Annotated in this window: 12 protein-coding genes and 1 tRNA gene; 7 read left to right on the forward strand and 6 right to left on the reverse strand. The window is 72.0% G+C overall.

The window, feature by feature from the left end; all coding sequences use genetic code 11:
* The first annotated feature begins 24 nt into the window (after positions 1 to 24).
* Entirely contained in the window at positions 25 to 1,323 is a 1,299-nt protein-coding gene (locus tag ACH0BZ_RS06190; RefSeq protein ID WP_406897103.1) for a methyl-accepting chemotaxis protein, read from the forward strand.
* A gap of 175 nt (positions 1,324 to 1,498) precedes the next feature.
* Here the strand turns inward: ACH0BZ_RS06190 and ACH0BZ_RS06195 are convergent.
* Together ACH0BZ_RS06195 and ACH0BZ_RS06200 are read right to left on the reverse strand one after the other, a co-directional pair.
* A tRNA-Gly gene (locus tag ACH0BZ_RS06195) sits at positions 1,499 to 1,572 on the reverse strand.
* 17 nt (positions 1,573 to 1,589) lie between these two features.
* Positions 1,590 to 1,904, reverse strand: coding sequence for a hypothetical protein (locus ACH0BZ_RS06200; RefSeq protein WP_406897104.1), 315 nt, complete (start codon positions 1,902 to 1,904; stop codon positions 1,590 to 1,592).
* A 208-nt stretch (positions 1,905 to 2,112) separates the two neighbouring features.
* Here ACH0BZ_RS06200 and ACH0BZ_RS06205 point away from each other — a divergent pair, with 208 nt between their 5' ends.
* The 5 genes from ACH0BZ_RS06205 to ACH0BZ_RS06225 all read left to right on the forward strand — a co-directional run bounded on the left by ACH0BZ_RS06205 (position 2,113) and on the right by ACH0BZ_RS06225 (position 7,806).
* Positions 2,113 to 2,940, forward strand: a complete 828-nt coding sequence (locus ACH0BZ_RS06205; protein ID WP_406897105.1) for a hypothetical protein — start codon at positions 2,113 to 2,115, stop codon at positions 2,938 to 2,940.
* A 156-nt stretch (positions 2,941 to 3,096) separates the two neighbouring features.
* Complete coding sequence (locus tag ACH0BZ_RS06210) at positions 3,097 to 4,005, forward strand: hypothetical protein (RefSeq protein WP_406897106.1); 909 nt, start codon at positions 3,097 to 3,099, stop codon at positions 4,003 to 4,005.
* A 376-nt stretch (positions 4,006 to 4,381) separates the two neighbouring features.
* A complete protein-coding gene (gene dcd, locus ACH0BZ_RS06215) occupies positions 4,382 to 4,945 on the forward strand; it encodes a dCTP deaminase (protein WP_406897107.1) in 564 nt (187 codons plus the stop codon).
* Positions 4,946 to 5,048: 103 nt separating this feature from the next.
* Positions 5,049 to 6,437: a UDP-glucose dehydrogenase family protein gene (locus ACH0BZ_RS06220; protein ID WP_406897108.1), complete on the forward strand. Its 1,389-nt coding sequence runs from the start codon at positions 5,049 to 5,051 to the stop codon at positions 6,435 to 6,437.
* A gap of 55 nt (positions 6,438 to 6,492) precedes the next feature.
* A complete protein-coding gene (locus ACH0BZ_RS06225) occupies positions 6,493 to 7,806 on the forward strand; it encodes a YibE/F family protein (protein WP_406897109.1) in 1,314 nt (437 codons plus the stop codon).
* A 38-nt stretch (positions 7,807 to 7,844) separates the two neighbouring features.
* Here the strand turns inward: ACH0BZ_RS06225 and ACH0BZ_RS06230 are convergent, their stop codons facing one another.
* Complete coding sequence (locus ACH0BZ_RS06230) at positions 7,845 to 9,098, reverse strand: pyridoxal phosphate-dependent aminotransferase (protein ID WP_406897110.1); 1,254 nt, start codon at positions 9,096 to 9,098, stop codon at positions 7,845 to 7,847.
* Between the two features lie 89 nt (positions 9,099 to 9,187).
* A complete protein-coding gene (locus tag ACH0BZ_RS06235) occupies positions 9,188 to 10,276 on the reverse strand; it encodes a GAF domain-containing protein (protein WP_406897111.1) in 1,089 nt (362 codons plus the stop codon).
* Between the two features lie 69 nt (positions 10,277 to 10,345).
* Between ACH0BZ_RS06235 and ACH0BZ_RS06240 the strand changes: the two genes are divergently transcribed.
* On the forward strand, positions 10,346 to 12,163 hold the full coding sequence (locus tag ACH0BZ_RS06240) for an NAD(P)/FAD-dependent oxidoreductase (RefSeq protein ID WP_406897112.1): 1,818 nt from the start codon (positions 10,346 to 10,348) through the stop codon (positions 12,161 to 12,163).
* Positions 12,164 to 12,252: 89 nt separating this feature from the next.
* Here ACH0BZ_RS06240 and ACH0BZ_RS06245 read toward each other — a convergent pair whose 3' ends face one another.
* Both ACH0BZ_RS06245 and ACH0BZ_RS06250 read right to left on the reverse strand, forming a co-directional pair.
* Positions 12,253 to 15,399: a (Fe-S)-binding protein gene (locus tag ACH0BZ_RS06245; RefSeq protein ID WP_406897113.1), complete on the reverse strand. Its 3,147-nt coding sequence runs from the start codon at positions 15,397 to 15,399 to the stop codon at positions 12,253 to 12,255.
* Positions 15,400 to 15,570: 171 nt separating this feature from the next.
* A complete protein-coding gene (locus tag ACH0BZ_RS06250; RefSeq protein ID WP_406897114.1) occupies positions 15,571 to 17,190 on the reverse strand; it encodes a serine protease in 1,620 nt (539 codons plus the stop codon).
* Positions 17,191 to 17,495 lie beyond the last annotated feature (305 nt).

Raw genomic sequence — 17,495 nt, forward strand, 5'->3', positions numbered from 1 at the left:
GGCCGGGTCGGGCAGAATCGGTGCATGGCAGAGATCCAGCTGCGGATTCCCGGGCCCTCGTCGCTCGTCCGGGCCGCGTTCCGGGTGGTCGAGTGGGAGCTCGAGGTGGTGCGGCTCGTCGGCTCGCTGCCGGCGCGCGTGGTGGGGCTGCTGGAGAGCGTCGACGACATCATGGAGCGGGTCGAGGCGCTGCTCGACGACGCCGAGCGCACCGTCAACGCGATCGACGGGATCGTCGCCTCCGCCGCGGAGACGGTCGACGGGGTCCGGGCCACGGTGCAGCGGGCGAACGAGGTGGTCGATGACGTGGCGCGCACCGTCGAGTCGGCTGACGGGATCGTGGGCCGGGTCGGGTCCACCGTGGACTCGGCGGACGCGATCGTCGGTCGGGTGGGCGGCACGGTCGACGCCGCCGACGCCATGGTCGCGCGCGTCGAGCCGCTGCTCGACTTCGCGGACTCCGCGCTGGCGCCCGTGCGCCCCGTGGTGGAGGCGCTGCTCGTGGACGCCGAGCTGGATCCCGCCGCGGCCCGGCGGGTGGCTGCGCGCCTCGCGGAGGTCCTGGTCTACGCCGACCAGACCCTGGCCGCGGTGCAGCCGATCGCCGACGAGCTCCTGGATTCGGTGGACCCGCGCGAGGTCGCGGCGGTGGTCGGTCTCGTCGGTCGGGTGGCGAACCTGGTGGAGTTCGCCGACACCGCCCTGGGGCCCGTGCGTCCCCTGGTGGAGGCGATGGTCGCCGAGGCCGAGCTCGACCCGGACGCCGCCCGGCTCGTCGCCTCCCGCCTGGTCGAGGTGCTGGTCTACGCGGACCGGACCCTCGCGTCGGTCGAACCGATCACCGACGAGATCCTGGCGTCGGTCGACCCGCGGGAGCTGGCGGGCGTGGTCGAGCTCGTGGGCCGGGTGGAGCCGCTGCTGGATTTTGCCGACACCGCCCTGGCGCCCGTGCGGCCGGTCGTGGAGACGCTGCTCGCAAACGCGGAGCTCGACCCCGACACCGTCCGGGACGTGGCCACGCGGGTCGTCGAGGTGCTGGCCTACGCGGACCGGACCCTCGCGTCGGTCGAGCCGATCACCGACGAGGTCCTCACCTCGATCGACCCACACGAGGTCGCGGCCACGGTCAAGCTCATCGATCACCTGCCGCTCATCGTGGGCACTCTCGAGAACGACGTCCTGCCCGTCCTGTCCTCGCTGGACAACGTCGGCCCCGAGGTCCACCAGATCCTCGAGGTGGCGCAGCAGTGCCTCGAGGCGCTGGCCGGCATCCCCGGCTTCCAGTTCCTGCGCCGCCGCGGCGAGAACGGCAAGGACGGCTAGGGCAGCAGGGCGGCGGGGACGTCGGGAACGGGAGCGGATGACGGCGAAGCGGCCGGCCGCGTCCTCGCAGCGGTCCGTCTAGCCCGGGTCGCCGGCGGACGGGATGTGGGAGAGCCCCACGACACATGGGCGATGTCCCGGACCGCTCGTCGAGCGGCGGTCCGGGACATCGCGGTGGAGCCGATGACGGGAATCGAACCCGCGCTGTCTGCTTGGGAAGCAGAAGTTCTACCATTGAACTACATCGGCAGTGCCGGAACAGAATATCACGCGGCTGGCTCGGTGCCCTTCTCCCCGGTCCCGGAACCCGTCCCGCCGGCGCCGCGGCTCTTCTCGGTGGCCTTGCGCTTGGCCTTCTCGGTCATGGGCCGCTTCTTCTGTGCCAGCGAGGCGCGGGGGACGAAGCCGAACGCGACGCCGCCGACCACCGCCACGGCCACGCCTCCGATGATCCAGGGCGCCACCGAGCCGCCGCCGGTGACGCCCATGAGCACGATGAGCACGCCGAGCCCGACGCACACCCACGACCACGTGGTCCAGCGCCAGATGTACGTCGAGGGCTCTTCCCTGAACTCGTCCATGTCCCCGATTCCACCACGTCAGGCGGTGTGAACGCATATCGCCCGCCCCCTCCAACCCGACGTCGCCCTCATGTTGTGGCTGGTCTCACGGCATTTTCGGGTGCACCCGGGTATTGAATCGGCCCTCTCGGGCGCTTAAGAGGAGGAGAGTCCATTTTAGTAGGACGGTTGTCCGGATAGCGGGCGCCGACGGGGCGAGGAGGAGTCGATGAGGGACGAGAGCGTGGAGCGGTCCGGGGTGCGCCCGGTCGCGGAGCGCGTCCGCACGGTCCTCGCGCGCGGTGCGGGCGGCACGGTCGAGGCCGGCATGCTCTGCCGGCCCCTGCGGTCGGCGCGGGTGCGCGACGACGGTGTGGTCGTCCTCGTGGTGGACGTCGGCGGCATGTCCCGCGACGCCGTCGACGCCCCCGGCGTCACCACGCCCGGCGGGTCCGCCACCGTCGAGATCGTGGACACCGTGTGCACGGGCCGGTGCCGGGGCCGGTCCGTCCGGCCGTCGTTCGCGATCGACGGCCGTCCCGCCGGGGGAGGGGTCGGGTGTGACGACGAGTGTGCGGTCACCCGGGGAGTGGTCCGGATCTCGGGGATCGTCACCTCGTCGTCGTCGGCCCGCCGTCGCCGCCTGGTGGCGGCGGACGGTGCCGAGGCCGGGCCCGACGGCGACGTGGGCGCGCTGCGGCTCTCCGAGCTGCGCCCGCTCGAGGTGACGTACCTGTCCGACGACGGTGTGTACGTGGTGCCACGGGGCGAGCTGGTCGCGGCCGCCGTCGATCCGATCGGCGTCGACGAGCAGGTGTGGCTGCGCCGGCTCGGCGTCGACGGCGGCACGCTGGCCGTGCGTCTCGCCCTGGGGGCGGGGCGCCAGGTGGCCGGTGCCGATCCGTGGATCGTGGGCCTCGACCGGCACGGGATCGACGTGGCGATCGCCGCCCCGGAGGCGATTTTTCGCGAGCGGCTCCGGATCCCGTTCTCGCAGGTCTGCGCGAGTGTCGACGACGTCGAGCGCGAACTCGCGGCCCTGCTCGACGGGAACTGACACGAGAAACCCCTTGCGCTTTGAGGTAAGCCTTACCTAAGTTGTACGTGCGGGTAGTCACGTCCCCGCGGCCGTGGAACCCCGGCGTCCCCCGCTCGTCGGACGCCGGGGTGCCACGGGCCCTCCGGTAGTAGGAGACGACGACGAGGAGAAGCCATGCGTCCACTCGTGGGACCCGTCCCCGAGCCCGCCGAACGAACGCTCTCGGCGCTGCGGCGGTCCGCCCGCGCCACGCTGACCCCGGGCGACCCGGCCCGCGGCAGGCTCTCCCGCGACGGGCTTTTCCGCGGCGGCACCGCTGTCGCCGTCCCCCTGGTCCACGCGATCCCCGGAACCGCCGAGCTGTGCCTCGTCGTGCCGGCGGCGGTCGCCCGCGAGGTGGCGGCACGCGAGGCCGGCGCCGGGGAGGGACAGATGCCCGCGCGGCTCGAGGTGCTGGACGTGCTCGTCGGCGGTGCGGCCGACGGGCGGTGCCGGCGGGTCGTCGTCGTCGAGGGGCGGATCTTTGTGCCCTCCACGCCCGAGCAACGCCGGGTGGCCAGCGACATCGCGCGCGAGCTCGCCGACCCCGCCCTTCTCGACGTGGGCACCGCGGCCGCACTCGTGCGGCTGGCGCCCGAGCGGATCGTACTCACCGACCACGACGGCGTGACCGCCATCGACCCGGACGACCTCGCCACCTCCGGCCCCGACCCCTTCGCCGACCTCGAGGGACTCTGGCTGGCCCACCTCGGCGACCCGCGCTGCCCCGTGGTCGAGCGGATCGCAGCCCGGCTCGCGCGCTGCGTCCCCGCCGAACGGCCGCTGCTCGTGGGCCTCGACCGGGCCGGCGTGGACCTCGAGGTGACCGGCCCCGACGGGGCGGTGCGCCGGCACCGGCTGCCGTTCGCGCAGACCTGTGTGGGTGTCGCCGACCTCGGGATGCAGATCCGCCTGCTCGCCGGCTGCCCGCGGTCGGTCGCGCCGCTCGCCGGCCGCGACTCCCGACCGGTGGGCCGGGACGGCCGGGCCGACCAGACCGCGCGCGATTCCGCGTCCGGCCCCGCGTCCGCACCCGAGCGTTAGCCCGCTTCCGCCCCCCGCGGGCGGCTCTGCCCGGCAGTTGCTCGGGCAGCTGCCCGGCGCTTGACACGGGTGTGGCATCTGCTCCGGCGCCTGCCAGCCGGTGTGGCATCTGCTCCGGCATGTGCCGGGCTCTGGGAAGGTCGCCCCTCTTCGTGCCTATCCGCTACGACAATAGCCGTGGCAGACGAGCGCGATCAGGGGCGGCTGTCGGCGCGCGCTGGGCTGCGTGCGCTGGGCTGCGTGCGCTGGCGGCCCGCGGGCAGGCGGCAGGCGGCCCGCAGGCAGGTCGCGGGCCCGGGCAGCCGAACATGCGCCCGCCACCCGACGGCCGCCCTTCGGGCCGGGCGACACGCCCGATCGCGATACCCTCGACCCCGTGCTGCTCTCCGACCGTGACCTCCGCGCCGAGTTCGACTCCGGCCGCCTCGTGCTGGACCCGCTCGACCCGTCGATGATCCAGCCGTCCAGCATCGACGTGTGCCTGGACCGCTTCTTCCGCGTGTTCAACAACTCCCGCTACACGCACATCGACCCGGCGCGGCAGCAGGACGACCTCACCGAGATGGTCGAGCCGGCGGAGGGCGACCCCTTCGTCCTCCACCCGGGCGAGTTCGTCCTGGGCGCGACGCTCGAGCGCGTGGGGCTGCCCGACGACCTCGCCGGCCGCCTCGAGGGCAAGTCCTCGCTCGGCCGTCTGGGCCTGCTCACGCACTCGACGGCCGGGTTCATCGACCCGGGCTTCGAGGGGCACATCACGCTGGAGCTGTCCAACGTGGCCAACCTGCCCATCACGCTGTGGCCGGGCATGAAGATCGGCCAGCTCTGCCTGTTCCGCCTGTCCAGCCCGGCGGAGACGCCGTACGGCAGCGCCAAGGTCGGGTCCAAGTACCAGGGGCAGCGCGGGCCCACGCCGTCGCGCGCCTACCTCAACTTCCGCTGACGGCCACCTCGGCGTAACCCGTCCCCGGAGTCCTCGTCCGGCGTTCACCGGGACGTGCACGGGGCGTTCCCGGGGCGTTGTGTGCCGCCGATAGAACGGCGACATGCGTATGACCGTGTTCGGGACCGGATACCTCGGCGCCACCCACGCCGCCTGCATGGCCGAGCTCGGCCACGAGGTGCTGGGGGTGGATGTCGACGACGAGAAGATCGCTCGCCTCACCGCCGGCGAGGTCCCGTTCTACGAGCCGGGCCTGCCCGAGATCCTGCGTCGGCACGTGGAGTCCGGCCGCCTGCGGTTCACCACCGACTACGCGGAGGCCGCCGAGTTCGCTGATCTGCACTTCATCGGCGTGGGGACCCCGCAGCGCAAGGGTGAGTTCGCGGCGGACACCACCTATGTCGAGGCCGTGGTGACGGGCCTGGCGCCGCTGCTGAGCCGCGACGCGGTGCTCGTGGGCAAGTCCACCGTGCCGGTGGGCACCGCCGCGCGTCTGCAGGACCTGGCCGACCTGCACGCCCCGGTCGGCGTGCGCGCCGAGGTCGTGTGGAATCCCGAGTTCCTGCGCGAGGGCTTCGCGGTCAGGGACACGCTCACGCCGGACCGCATCGTCGTGGGGTTGGCCGATCCGGCCAGCCCGGCCCGCGCCCTGGTGGACGAGGCGTACGCGCCGATCCTCGAGAGCGACCCGTGCCCGGTGATCGTCACCGACCTGCCCACCGCCGAGTTGGTCAAGGTGAGCGCCAACGCGTTCCTGGCCACCAAGATCAGCTTCATCAACGCCGTCTCCGAGGTGTGCGAGGCCGCCGGTGCCGACGTCACGGTGCTCGCCGACGCGATCGGGATGGACCCGCGGATCGGCCGCCGGTTCCTCGGCGCCGGCCTCGGCTTCGGCGGCGGCTGCCTGCCCAAGGACATCCGCGCCTTCATGGCCCGCGCCGGCGAGCTGGGCGCCGACCAGGCGCTCACCTTCCTGCGCGAGGTGGACTCGATCAACATGCGGCGCCGCGAGAAGATGGTCGAGCTCGCCGCCGAGGTGTGCGGCGGCACGCTACTGGGTCGCACGGTCGCCGTGCTCGGCGCCGCGTTCAAGCCCAACTCCGACGACGTCCGCGACTCCCCGGCGCTGGCGGTGGCGGGGATGCTCTCGCTCAAGGGCGCGCAGACCGTGGTCTACGACCCGCAGGCCATGGACAACAGCCGCCGGCTGTACCCGACGCTCGCCTACGCCGACTCGGCGATCGCCGCGTGCGAGGGCGCCGACGTGGTGCTCGTGGCCACCGAGTGGGGCGAGTTCGTGGAGCTCGACCCCGCCGCCGTGGCCGCCGTGGCCCGGGGCCGGGTCCTCCTCGACGGCCGTAATTGTATGCCGGGCGAGCGCTGGACAGCCGCCGGCTGGACGTACCGGGCCCTGGGCCGCGGTGTGCCCGAGGTGCCCGCGCCGGTGCCGGCCACCCCGGTGGCGGCGATCGCGGAGCTCGTCAGGGCGTGAACGTCGACGCGGGAGCCTCCCGCACGACCCCACACGCCCGACTACAGTGACGCGGATGGTCAGCACGCCCCCCGAGTCACACCGCCCCCGCGCACACCGCCGCCGCGCCTCCGGTCGGCGTTCGGCCCCGCGGATCGGTGGTCTGGTCCCCGAGGGGCGGGCAGGGCGGATCGCGGTGCTGGTCCTCGCCGTCGCGGCCCTGGCCACGGCGATCGGCGTGGCCGTGCTGTGGCCGAGCTATGCGGAACCCACCGTCGACCCCACCTACGCGTGGTCGGCGGGCACCTCCGTGGTCACCGAGGGCGCCGAGGTGGTCTCGACCGACGTGGGTCCCTGCGGGTCGCCGGACAACGGGCGTGTCCTGCCCGGTTCGCCGCTCGAACCGCGCTTCCCCGGGCCGGAGTGCTCGCGCTCGATCGTGCAGCTCACGAGCGGCCCGGACGAGGGCCGGCAGGTCCTGCTGGAGATCCCACCCGGCCCCGGCTCGCCCGACCTGGGCCCCGGCGACGAGATCCAGCTCGGCCGCTCGGACGCCGGGGGCGGTGCCGTCACCTACGCCTTCGAGGACTTCACCCGCACCGTGCCGCTCGTGCTGTGGCTGCTGTTCGGCGCGATCGTCATGGTGGCCGTGGGCGCGTGGAAGGGACTGCGGGCCGTGGCGGGGATCGTCATCGCCCTCGGCGTCATCGTGGGCTGGGTGCTCCCATCGATCCTCGACGGCCACTCCGCGCTGCTCGTCGCAGTGGTGGGCGGCTCGGCGGTGCTCTACCTGGTGATCTACCTCGTCCACGGGGTCAACCTCAAGACGCACGCGGCGTTGCTCGGCACGCTCACCGCCATGCTCGGAGCCGCGGCCCTGAGCTGGCTGGTCATCGAGACCACCCGGCTCACCGGCCTGAGCTCGGAGAGCACCACCCAGGTGCAGGTGTACCTCCAGCACGTCTCGGTGAGCGGGCTGCTGCTCGCCGGGTTCGTCATCGGCGCGCTGGGCGTGCTCAACGATGTCACGGTGAGCCAGTCGGCGACCGTTTTCGAGATGCGCCACCTCGACCCCGACGCCGGGCCGGTGGAGATCTTCCGCGCCGCGATGGGCGTCGGCCGGGACCACGTGGCGTCCATGGTCTACACCCTGGTCCTGGCCTATACGGGCACGGCGCTGCCACTGCTCCTGCTGTTCTCCGTGGGCACGCGCGGTCCGCTGTCCATCCTCACCTCGGACGTCGTGGCGGTGGAGGTGCTGCGCTCGCTCGTCGGCGCCGTCGCGCTGGCCCTGTGCGTGCCGCTGACGACCGCCGCCGCCGTGTGGCTCTCCCGGACCGCGTCCGCCGCCGAGCTCGACCGGGCCACCGTGGGCACGACCGCCCGCTGAGGCGCGCCGGGCCGGGGTCCGGCCCAGGCGACGGGCCGCTACTGCCGGTACGAGGCCAGGAAGTTGCCGATCCGCTCGATCGCCACGGCCAGGTCGCGCCCGGGCGGCAGGGTGACGATCCGGAAGTGGTCCGGGTCCGGCCAGTTGAAGCCGGTGCCCTGCGTGACCAGGATCCGCTCCGATTCGAGCAGGTCCAGGGCGAACTGGCGGTCGTCGTGGATCTCGTGGACCTCGGGATCCAGCCGGGGGAACACGTACAGCGCGCCCATCGGCCGGACGCAGCTCACGCCGGGGATCGCGTTGAGCTTCTCCCAGGCGATGGCGCGCTGCTCGTGCAGCCGCCCGCCGGGCTCGATCAGCTCATTGATCGACTGGTACCCGCCGAGCGCCACCTGGATGGCGTGCTGCGCGGGCACGTTGGGGCACAGGCGCGTCGAGGCCAGCAGCTCCAGGCCCTCGAGGAAACCGGCCGCGTGCGCCTGGGGGCCTGTGATGGCGACCCAGCCCGCCCGGTAGCCGGCCACGCGGTACGTCTTGGACAGGCCGTTGAAGGTCAGGACCAGCAGGTCGTGTGCGAGCGAGGCGATCGAGATGTGCTGCGCCTCGTCGTAGACGATCCGGTCGTAGATCTCGTCGGCCAGGATGAGCAGGTTGTGCTCGCGCGCCAGGTCCACGATCCCCTGCAGCACCTCGCGCGAGTACACGGCGCCGGTGGGGTTGTTGGGGTTGATCACGACGATCGCCTTGGTACGCGGCGTGATCTTGGCGGCGATGTCCTCGAGCGACGGGTTCCAGTCGTCGTCCTCGTCGCACAGGTAGTGCACCGGGGTGCCGCCGGCGAGGGAGGTCATGGCCGTCCACAGCGGGTAGTCCGGGGCGGGGATGAGCACCTCGTCGCCGTCGTCGAGCAGCGCCTGCATGGTCATGGTGATGAGCTCGGAGACGCCGTTGCCCAGGAAGATGTCGTCCACGTCCAGCTTGGGGAAGCCGGGCTCGAGTTCGTAGCGGGTGTAGATGGCCCGCCGCGCCGAGAGGATGCCCTTGGACTCCGAGTAGCCCTGCGCGTGGGGGAGCGCCGCGATCATGTCGCGCATGATCACGTCCGGCGCCTCGAACCCGAACGGCGCCGGGTTGCCGATGTTGAGCTTGAGGATGCGGTGCCCCTCCGCCTCGAGCTGGTTCGCCCGCGCCAGCACCGGGCCGCGGATCTCGTAGAGGACGTCCTTGAGCTTGGAGGACTGGTCGAGCGTGCGCGGCTGGCGGAGCGCGCGTCCCGTGGTCTCAGGAGTCATACCTGCTGATTGTGCCACCCGTCTCGTCGTGCCCGGCGCCACATGCCCGGTCGGAGGAGGAGTCGTCGATCCCGGGCGGATCGCTGCGGTCAGATCCCGTATCGGAGGTCGACGATCGCCGGGATCTCCGAGTCCGGGAGGAGCTCGTCGGGATGCTCGACGCGCAGGAAATCCACACACTCGCGCTCGAGCGGGCACAGCGAGTACGGCTGTGACTCGATCGACAGCCCGGTGGCCCGGCGGAGACGACGCACCTCACCGCGCACCGTCGTGGTGGCCGTCGGGTCCTCGTAGAGAGCCTCCGACAGCGCCCGCGCCGACCACGCTTCCCGGGAGGCCAGCAGCGCCAAGAGTTCGGCCCGCCGGGGCGTGAGCGGAATCGAGGTCCCGTCCGCCCGGATCACGGCCGGTTTCCACCCGAGCAGCCGGATCGCGGTGACAGGGTTGGAACGGGCGGCCGGGTCGTGGCCGGGTTCGTGGGCGGCGGGGTTGTCGTTGTGCCCGGGGTCGGCGGCCGCGCCGGGGGACGACGGTAGCGCGGCGAGAAGAGACTCGGCGAGTCGCGCGCCGCAGCGCACCAGCGCGGCGGTCTCCATCGACGAGAACCGCAGCGGGTGGGACACGTCGAGGACCCCGATGATCCGCCCCCGCCGATCCCTGATCGGACTCGCGGTGCACGTCCAGCCGTGGTGGGCGCGGACGAAGTGCTCGCCCGCGGTGGCGTGGGTGAGGGCCCCGGATTCGAGAGCCAGCGAGATGCCGTTGGCGCCGATGCCCCTCTCGGACCAGTCCGCGCCCTCCGCGAACGCGATCGAGTCCGCGCGGCGCAACGCCTGTGCGCTGCCCGCGCGCCACAGCACGCGCCCCCGGGTGTCGGAGACGACGACGAGGTGGCGCCCGGCCGCCGAGGTGTCCGCCACCGATGCCACGACCTCCGCCGCGACCGGGTGCAGCGGCGTCATCTCGCGTGCGGTCGCGAGCTCGTCCCGCGACAGAAAGCTGCGGGGGGCCTGCTGGTCGGGGGAGATTCCCGCGTCCCCGCTGCGTTGCCAGGCGCGCAGCACGCGCGCGTCCAGGCCGGGCGGCTTTCCGCCGGACAGCGCGATCTCGTGGGCCTCGATCGACCGGGCCGCGAAGGTCTTCGGGTCGGAGAACCGCAACGTCGGGTGCAACGACATTGCCACCCCCTCGGGAACACAGTGTGATCTACGTCATGAAAAACGCTACAGCACACCGAAGGAGTGGTCATGACACAGACAGCGCAAGCACCCGCCCGAGCCGGCAGTGCCGATCGGGCCGTGGAGACGTGGCTGGCGGAGTTCGGCGAGGCGCTGCGTGCAGGCGACATCGAGCGTGCGGCCGACATGTTCGAGACCGAGGGCTTCTGGCGTGACTTCGTGTCCTTCACCTGGAACCTGCGGACCCTCGAGGGGCGCGATGAGATCCGGGACATGCTCGAAACCCAACTGGCCGCCGTCGCGCCGGACGGATGGGCGCTGGCCGAGCCGGCGACCGAGGCCGACGGGGTGACCGAGGCGTGGATCACTTTCGAGACCGCGGCGGGCCGTGGCTGGGGTCATCTCCGGCTGCGCGACGGCCGCGCGTGGACCCTTCTCACCACGCTGCAGGAACTCAAGGGGCACGAGGAGAAGAAGGGCCGCGACCGCGACAAGGGCGTCGAGCACGTCATCCGCCGTGGACGCCGGACCTGGCTCGAGCAGCAGACCGAGCGGAGGGAATCGCTCGGTTACACCGAGCAGCCCTACGCGGTGATCATCGGCGGCGGACAGGGCGGTATCGGCCTCGCGGCCCGGCTCAAGCGGCTCGGTGTGCCGACGATCGTGGTCGAGAAGAACGAGCGCGCCGGCGACTCGTGGCGCAAGCGCTACAAGTCGCTGCACCTGCACGACCCGGTCTGGTACGACCACCTGCCCTACATCCCGTTCCCGGACGACTGGCCGGTGTTCCCCGCCAAGGACAAGGTGGGCGACTGGCTGGAGCACTACACGGCGATCATGGACCTCGACTACTGGTCCGGCACGCAGTGTCTGGGTGCCGAGTTCGACGAGGCGGACGGGACGTGGCGCGTCCGCGTCGACCGGCGGGGCGAGGAGATCGAGCTCAGGCCGACCCAGCTGATCTTTGCGCTCGGGGTGTCCGGCTACCCCAACATCCCGCACTTCGCCGGCGCCGAGGACTTCACCGGCGACCAGTGGCACTCGTCCGAGTTCACCGGCGAGGGCGACGTCGAGGGCAAGCGGGCCGTGGTGATCGGTTCGAACAACTCCGCCCACGACATCTGCGCCGCTCTCTGGGATCACGGTGCGGACGTGACGATGGTCCAGCGCTCGTCCACCCACATCTCGCGGAGCGAGTCCCTGATGTCGCTCGCGCTCGGTCCGCTCTACTCGGAGGAGGCGCTCGAGGCCGGCGTGACCACCGAGAAGGCGGATATGCTGTTCGCCTCCTGGCCCTACCGGCTGCTGCCGGACGCGCAGATCCCCGTCTACGACCAGATGGCGGAGAAGGACGCCGAGTTCTACGGCAAGCTCCGGGACATAGGTTTCGACCTCGACTTCGGCGAGGACGGGTCGGGCCTGTTCCTGAAGTACCTCCGGCGCGGCTCCGGGTACTACATCGACGTGGGTGCCAGCCAGCTCCTGATCGACGGAGAAGTGGCCCTCGAACGCGGGCAGGTGACGCGGATCCTGCCGGACGGCGTCGAGCTCGACGGCGAGCGCGTGCTGCCCGCCGACCTGATCGTCTACGCCACCGGATACGGCTCGATGAACCAGTGGCTCGTGGACCTGGTGTCCCAGGAGGTCGCGGACCAGGTCGGAAAGGTGTGGGGCTACGGCTCCGACACCACGCGCGATCCGGGTCCGTGGGAGGGGGAGCTGCGCAACATGTGGAAGCCGACCAACGTGAAGCAGCTGTGGATCCACGGCGGGAATCTGCACCAGTCGCGCCACTACTCCAAGTACCTCGCGCTACAGCTCAAGGCGCGGATGGAGGGCATCCCGACGCCGGTGTACCGGGTCCAGGAGACGCACCACACCTGCTGACCGGCGGTTGGCGTCTTGTGCGCGACAGGAAGAGACCGCGGCCCGTGATCACAGAGGTGATCACGGGCCGCGGTCGCGTCCGGCGGGAATCAGCCCAGGGACAGGCCGTAGCCGCCGGGCTTCTTCGCCTTGGGGATGGCACCGCCCTTGGCGGGCGGAGAGGCCTCGGTCGCCTCGGCGGGGGCGGCCTCGGCAGCCGTCTCCTCAGTGGCGGACGTGTCGGCAGCGGGGGTCGCGTCGGCCGGTGCATCGGCCGGGGCCTGCGCATCAGCCGGCGCCTTCGCAGTGGCCTTCGGCGCGCCGGACGCCTTGGGCGCACCCGGGGCCTTGGCACCGCCCTTGAGCCCGAGGCCGACCGTCGGCTTCGCGGCAGCGGACGCCCCGGTCTCGGCGGGCGGCTCAGCGGCCGCGGCCTTGGCGTCGCCGGGGGCCCCGGCTCCGCCGGGAGCCTTCGCGCCACCGGGCGCCTTCGCACCGCCGGGCGCCTTCGCCTTGCCGCCGCCGAGTGTGAGCCCACCCGACTTGGGTGCGCCGGCGCCCGCCTCGGGAGCACCCGAGGTGGCCGGAGCCGAACCCTGGGCCGCCTCGCGCGTCTCCTCGGTGCGCTCCGCGTCCTTCACCGCGGACTGCTCCTCGACCGCGGCTTCGCCACCGGCCTTCGGGGCGCCGGGTGCCTTCGCGCCGCCCGGAGCCTTGGCCCCGCCGGGGGCCCTGCCCCCGCCGCCCAGCGAGAGACCGCCGGACTTGGGCGCACCCTTCGAGTCGGCCACGGAGGGCCCGGCGGCGGCCGCGCTCACGGCACCGGCGGTCCCGGCGGCCGCCACCTCGGCGCCGTCGCCGGTGTCGGTGACGGCGTTGTGGGGCTTCTCCCGCGCGGGCGCGGCGGCGGAGGCGGTCGCCTCGTCGTCGTCACCCTTCTCGGCCTCGAGCTCCGCGGACTTCTTCTCGCGGCGCGGCTTCTCGAGCCACTCGGGCTCGCGCGGCTCGGGCAGGCCGTCGCGGGAGACGGACTCGAGCAGCAGCTGGGAGACGTCCACGACCTCGACGTTGCCCTCGAGGTCGGTGCCGTCGGTCTGCGCCGTGGTGCCGTCGGAGAGCATGACGCGGCAGAACGGGCAGCCCGTCGCGATCTTGGTCGGGGCGGCCCCACCGAGCGTGTCCAGGGCCTCGTCCACACGGTCGATGTTGATCCGCTTGCCGACCGTCTCCTCCATCCACATGCGCGCGCCGCCGGCGCCACAGCACATGGACCGCTGGCCGTGCCGCGGCATCTCCTTGAGCGTGACGCCCGAGCCGTCCATGAGCTCGCGCGGCGCCTCGTAGATCTTGTTGTGGCGGCCCAGGTAGCACGGGTCGTGGTAGGTCACGGCGCCGTCGATCGGGGCCACCGGCACGAGGCGCTTCTCGCGCACGAGGCGGTTGAGCAGCTGCGTGTGGTGGACCACCTGGTAGTCACCGCCCAGCTCGCCGTACTCGTTCTTGATGGCGTTGAGGCAGTGGGCGCAGGTCACGACGATCTTGCGCTGCTGGGCGGGGACGCCGTCGAACGCGTCGTTGATCGTCTCGATGTTCTGCTCGGCGAGCATCTGGAAGAGGAACTCGTTGCCCGCGCGGCGGGCCGAGTCACCGGTACAGGTCTCGCCCTGGCCCAGCACCGCGAACTTGACGCCCGCGGTGTGCAGGAGAGTGGCCACGGCCTGCGTGGTCTTCTTGGCGCGGTCCTCGAAGGCGCCGGCGCAGCCGACCCAGAACAAGTACTCGGTGTCGGCGAAGTCCTCGATGTCCTTGCCGACCACCGGGATGTCGAAGTCGAGGGAGTTCATCCACTCGTCGCGGCCCGAGTTGTTCTGGCCCCAGGGGTTGCCCTTGTTCTCCAGGTTCTTGAACAGGCCCGCGAGCTCGGTGGGGAACTCGGACTCGATGAGCACCTGGTAGCGGCGCATGTCCACGAAGTGGTCGACGTGCTCGATGTCCACCGGGCACTGCTCGACGCAGGCGCCACAGGTGGTGCAGGACCACAGGGCCTCCGGGTCGATGATGCCGGCGGCCGTCGGGTCGTCCAGGACGTCGGCGGTGGTGTGGCCGACGAGCGGGCGCTGCGCCTCGCGGCGGGCGGCCTCGTCGATCCGGTCCAGCTTCTTCTCGTCCGGGTTGCCGTCGGCGTCGACCAGGCCCGTCTCCTCACCCATGGTGGTCTTGCCACCGGCGAGCAGGTACGGCGCCTTGGCGTAGGCGTGGTCGCGCAGCGACATGATCATGAGCTTGGGGCTCAGCGGCTTACCCGTGTTCCAGGCGGGGCACTGCTCCTGGCAGCGGCCGCACTCGGTGCAGGTGGTGAAGTCCAGCCAGCCCTTCCACGAGAAGTCCTCGATGGCGCCGGCGCCGAGCTGCGGCTCGAAGTCCTCGTCCGCCTCGGTGAGCTCCTCGATCTTCTCCATGGACAGCGCCTGGCCGTCCATGGTCATGGGCTTGAGGCCGCCGAGCGCGGTGCGGCCGTCGGCTTCGCGCTTGGTGTAGATGTTGACGAACGCCGCGAACCGGTGCCAGGCCACGCCCCACGTGATGTTCCGGCCCACGACGTACAGCCAGATCATGGCGGACATGAGCTTGACAAAGGCGAAGACGGACACCATGGTCTCGTTGGCCGGCAGGAGCTGCGCGACCTGCATGGTGAAGAAGTCGGTGGCGGGGTTGGCCCCGCCGTACGTGGCGATCTTCCCGGCCTTGACCATGATCATGCCCAGGCCCTCGATGAGCACGATGGCCTCGACGAAGTAGGCCGCGCGGCGGTCCGAGCCGGTGAAGCGGTTGAAGCCCTTCCGGATCGAGCGCTGGCGGATGATGATCAGCACGATGATGCCGATCGTGGTCCCCAGGCCCAACAGCTCGTCGATGAAGTGGTACCAGGCGGTGCCGCCGATGATGGGCCAGTGGCCCTCGGGGTTGAAGGTCTGGATGTAGGCCTCCATGGCCACGACCGACCCGAGCAGGAAGCCGAACATCACCAACCAGTGCGAGACGCCCACGGTCTTCTTGCGCAGCATCCGCGTGTGCGCGAGGAACTCCACGATGAGCGTCTTGAGGCGCGGGAAGAACGGGGTCCAGCGCGAGTAGCCGTCCTTCTGGCCCAGCCGGATGGACCGCACCATCCTACCGATGCCCAGGAAGAACGATCCCCAGGCGAACAAGGAGACCAGGACGCCGATCGCCCCGAGAGTGATGGTCACGCCGTTCATGTGTCGCGGCCTTTCGTCGCTCGTCTGGCCGTCCCCGGGCCCCGAGGCCGTCGGGGGTCCGCGGACGGTCTTGACCTCAACGGTATGTCACGAAGGCCCCGCGCCACGAGTCGAGGTGCCACTTTGGTGAACACCCGACACGCGGCGCGGGGCCCGTGGGGCCGGAGGGGGTCAGCTCGTGCGGAGCGAGAGCCCCGGGTGGGCGGCCAGCACGTCGTCGATCGGGACCACCGACAGGCGCGGCGTGAAGCCGTTCGCCGCGGCCACCTTCTCGGCGTTGGCGCAGTTCCCCGTTTCGGCGACGTTGGACGCGCTGGAGACGCCGAGCGCCTTGTCGCCGGAGAACACCACTCCGCCGCTGTCGCCGGGCAGGGCGCACAGGTCCACGGTAAAGGCGTCCTCGATCGTCCGGCTGCCGGCCACGTCGATCGTCGCGCCGACCTCCGAGATCGTGCCGCACGAGAACCCGGTGCGCGAGCCGCTCTTGCACGCCTTCTGGCCCACCACCGGGGCCGTGGTCCCGGTGATCGCCTGCGTCGTGTCCGGGCCGGTGCCCACGAGGTTGGTGCGGAAGCGGTCGACGTGCTCGTCGTCGATCCGGATGAGCGCCGTGTCGATGCCCTCCTTGCGGACATCGGTCATGGTGCCGAACTCGTCGCCGCCGGGGAAGGAGGCGCGGGTGCCGTCGGCGCCGGCGCAGTGCGCGGCGGTGATGACGACGGGCTTGCCGTCGAGCTCCCCGTTGAACCCGGTCGAGCACTCCAGAAGCCCGCCGGGCACGGGCACCTCGTAGGCCGTGCCGCCCACAACGGGGCCGGTCTCGGCGGGCGCGCGCGTCGTGCGCTGCTCCGAGGGCGTGGGGTTGGGGACGAGCTCGTTCATGCCGTCGATGATCGACCCGGTGCCCGGCGTGAGGCCCGCGAGCAGGTCCACGACCGTCTGCAGGGGGCCCTCCGGAACCACGCCGAGCTGGTTGAGCAGCGTCAGGCTCCCGAGCGAGCCGGCCGTGGCCTCCGGGTCGGCGGCACCGCCCTCGTCGTCCGCGCTTCCGGGGTCGAGGCCCTGGAGCGTGGGGCCGCCGGTGCCGGGGCCGCCCTGGCTGCCGAACGGCGCGGTGTCCTCGGCCGGGGTCGGGGCCTCGACCATGTCGATCTCGGCGAGGTTCTTGAGGCGGGCGGTGAGGTTGCCGAGCTGCGCCTGGTCGCCGCCGCGGGTGGTGACGACGACGGCGTTCCGCGTCGGATCCGTGCGCACGTTCGTGACCAGCTCCCCGAGCTCCTCCGGGAGGCCCTCGACGATCTTGGTGACCTGACGCTCGCGTGCCGCGAGCTCGGAGGCGGTGAGCGCCACGTCCTGCACGGTGAACCCGGCCTCGGTGGCCTCGGAACGCAGCTCGTCGGCGTCCGTGCCGGGGGCCACGCCCACCAGACCGGTGCCGTCCTCGTCCAGCCAGACGCCACCGAAGGAGTCGCGGAACAGCTGCTCCCAGCGGGGCTGTGACTCGGCCAGGCGGGCGCCGACGCCGGCCTGGTCGAGGAACTGCTCGGGCGTCAGGCCCAGGTCACGGCGCAGCGCCTCGACGAGCGAGGTCAGCTGTGCCGCCGCCGCGGGGCCGAAGACGTCGGTGAGGGCCGGGATGGCGGCGGCGCCCGGCGTGGTGCCGGGTGCGGTCGGAGCGGTCGCGGTGGGGCCGGTGGGTTCCTGGGGGGCGGGCGCGGCGCCGACGGGGCCCGCGGTGACGACGAGCGCCGCGGTGGCGGCGAGGGCGGCGAGCGATCTGGTGGTGCGCATGGTGGCCTTCCGTGGTGCACGGTCGGTCGCCCACGGGGGCGACCGGGGTCGAGGGAGGTCGACCGGTCGCGGGCCAGATTACGGAGATGTGATTAGTGAGTCCAGTGTGACACGACGTTGCTTATGTGATTTGTGGGATTTGAGTGGCGGGCGCGGCGGGTCGGGCGCGCCGGAGCCGGCTCGGCGAGCGCGGCGGGCCGGGCCGGTTGGTGAACGCTCCGACGGTCCCCCGAAATCGGCGACTCCGCTGCTGGATCGGCTACCCCTGTGAGGGCTGCGGATACAACAGCGGAGTCGCCGATTTG

This window comes from Dietzia sp. 179-F 9C3 NHS, from assembly GCF_045369825.1.
In the GTDB taxonomy this organism is placed as follows: domain Bacteria; phylum Actinomycetota; class Actinomycetes; order Mycobacteriales; family Mycobacteriaceae; genus Dietzia.

Coding starts and splice junctions, on each gene's coding strand:
- ACH0BZ_RS06220 (WP_406897108.1), top strand. CDS start 5,049: ATGCGTATGACCGTGTTCGGGACCGGATACCTCGGCGCCACCCACGCC.
- ACH0BZ_RS06225 (WP_406897109.1), top strand. CDS start 6,493: ATGGTCAGCACGCCCCCCGAGTCACACCGCCCCCGCGCACACCGCCGC.
- ACH0BZ_RS06205 (WP_406897105.1), top strand. CDS start 2,113: ATGAGGGACGAGAGCGTGGAGCGGTCCGGGGTGCGCCCGGTCGCGGAG.
- ACH0BZ_RS06240 (WP_406897112.1), top strand. CDS start 10,346: ATGACACAGACAGCGCAAGCACCCGCCCGAGCCGGCAGTGCCGATCGG.
- ACH0BZ_RS06190 (WP_406897103.1), top strand. CDS start 25: ATGGCAGAGATCCAGCTGCGGATTCCCGGGCCCTCGTCGCTCGTCCGG.
- ACH0BZ_RS06200 (WP_406897104.1), bottom strand. CDS start 1,904: ATGGACGAGTTCAGGGAAGAGCCCTCGACGTACATCTGGCGCTGGACC.
- ACH0BZ_RS06245 (WP_406897113.1), bottom strand. CDS start 15,399: ATGAACGGCGTGACCATCACTCTCGGGGCGATCGGCGTCCTGGTCTCC.
- ACH0BZ_RS06235 (WP_406897111.1), bottom strand. CDS start 10,276: ATGTCGTTGCACCCGACGTTGCGGTTCTCCGACCCGAAGACCTTCGCG.
- ACH0BZ_RS06250 (WP_406897114.1), bottom strand. CDS start 17,190: ATGCGCACCACCAGATCGCTCGCCGCCCTCGCCGCCACCGCGGCGCTC.
- ACH0BZ_RS06210 (WP_406897106.1), top strand. CDS start 3,097: ATGCGTCCACTCGTGGGACCCGTCCCCGAGCCCGCCGAACGAACGCTC.
- ACH0BZ_RS06230 (WP_406897110.1), bottom strand. CDS start 9,098: ATGACTCCTGAGACCACGGGACGCGCGCTCCGCCAGCCGCGCACGCTC.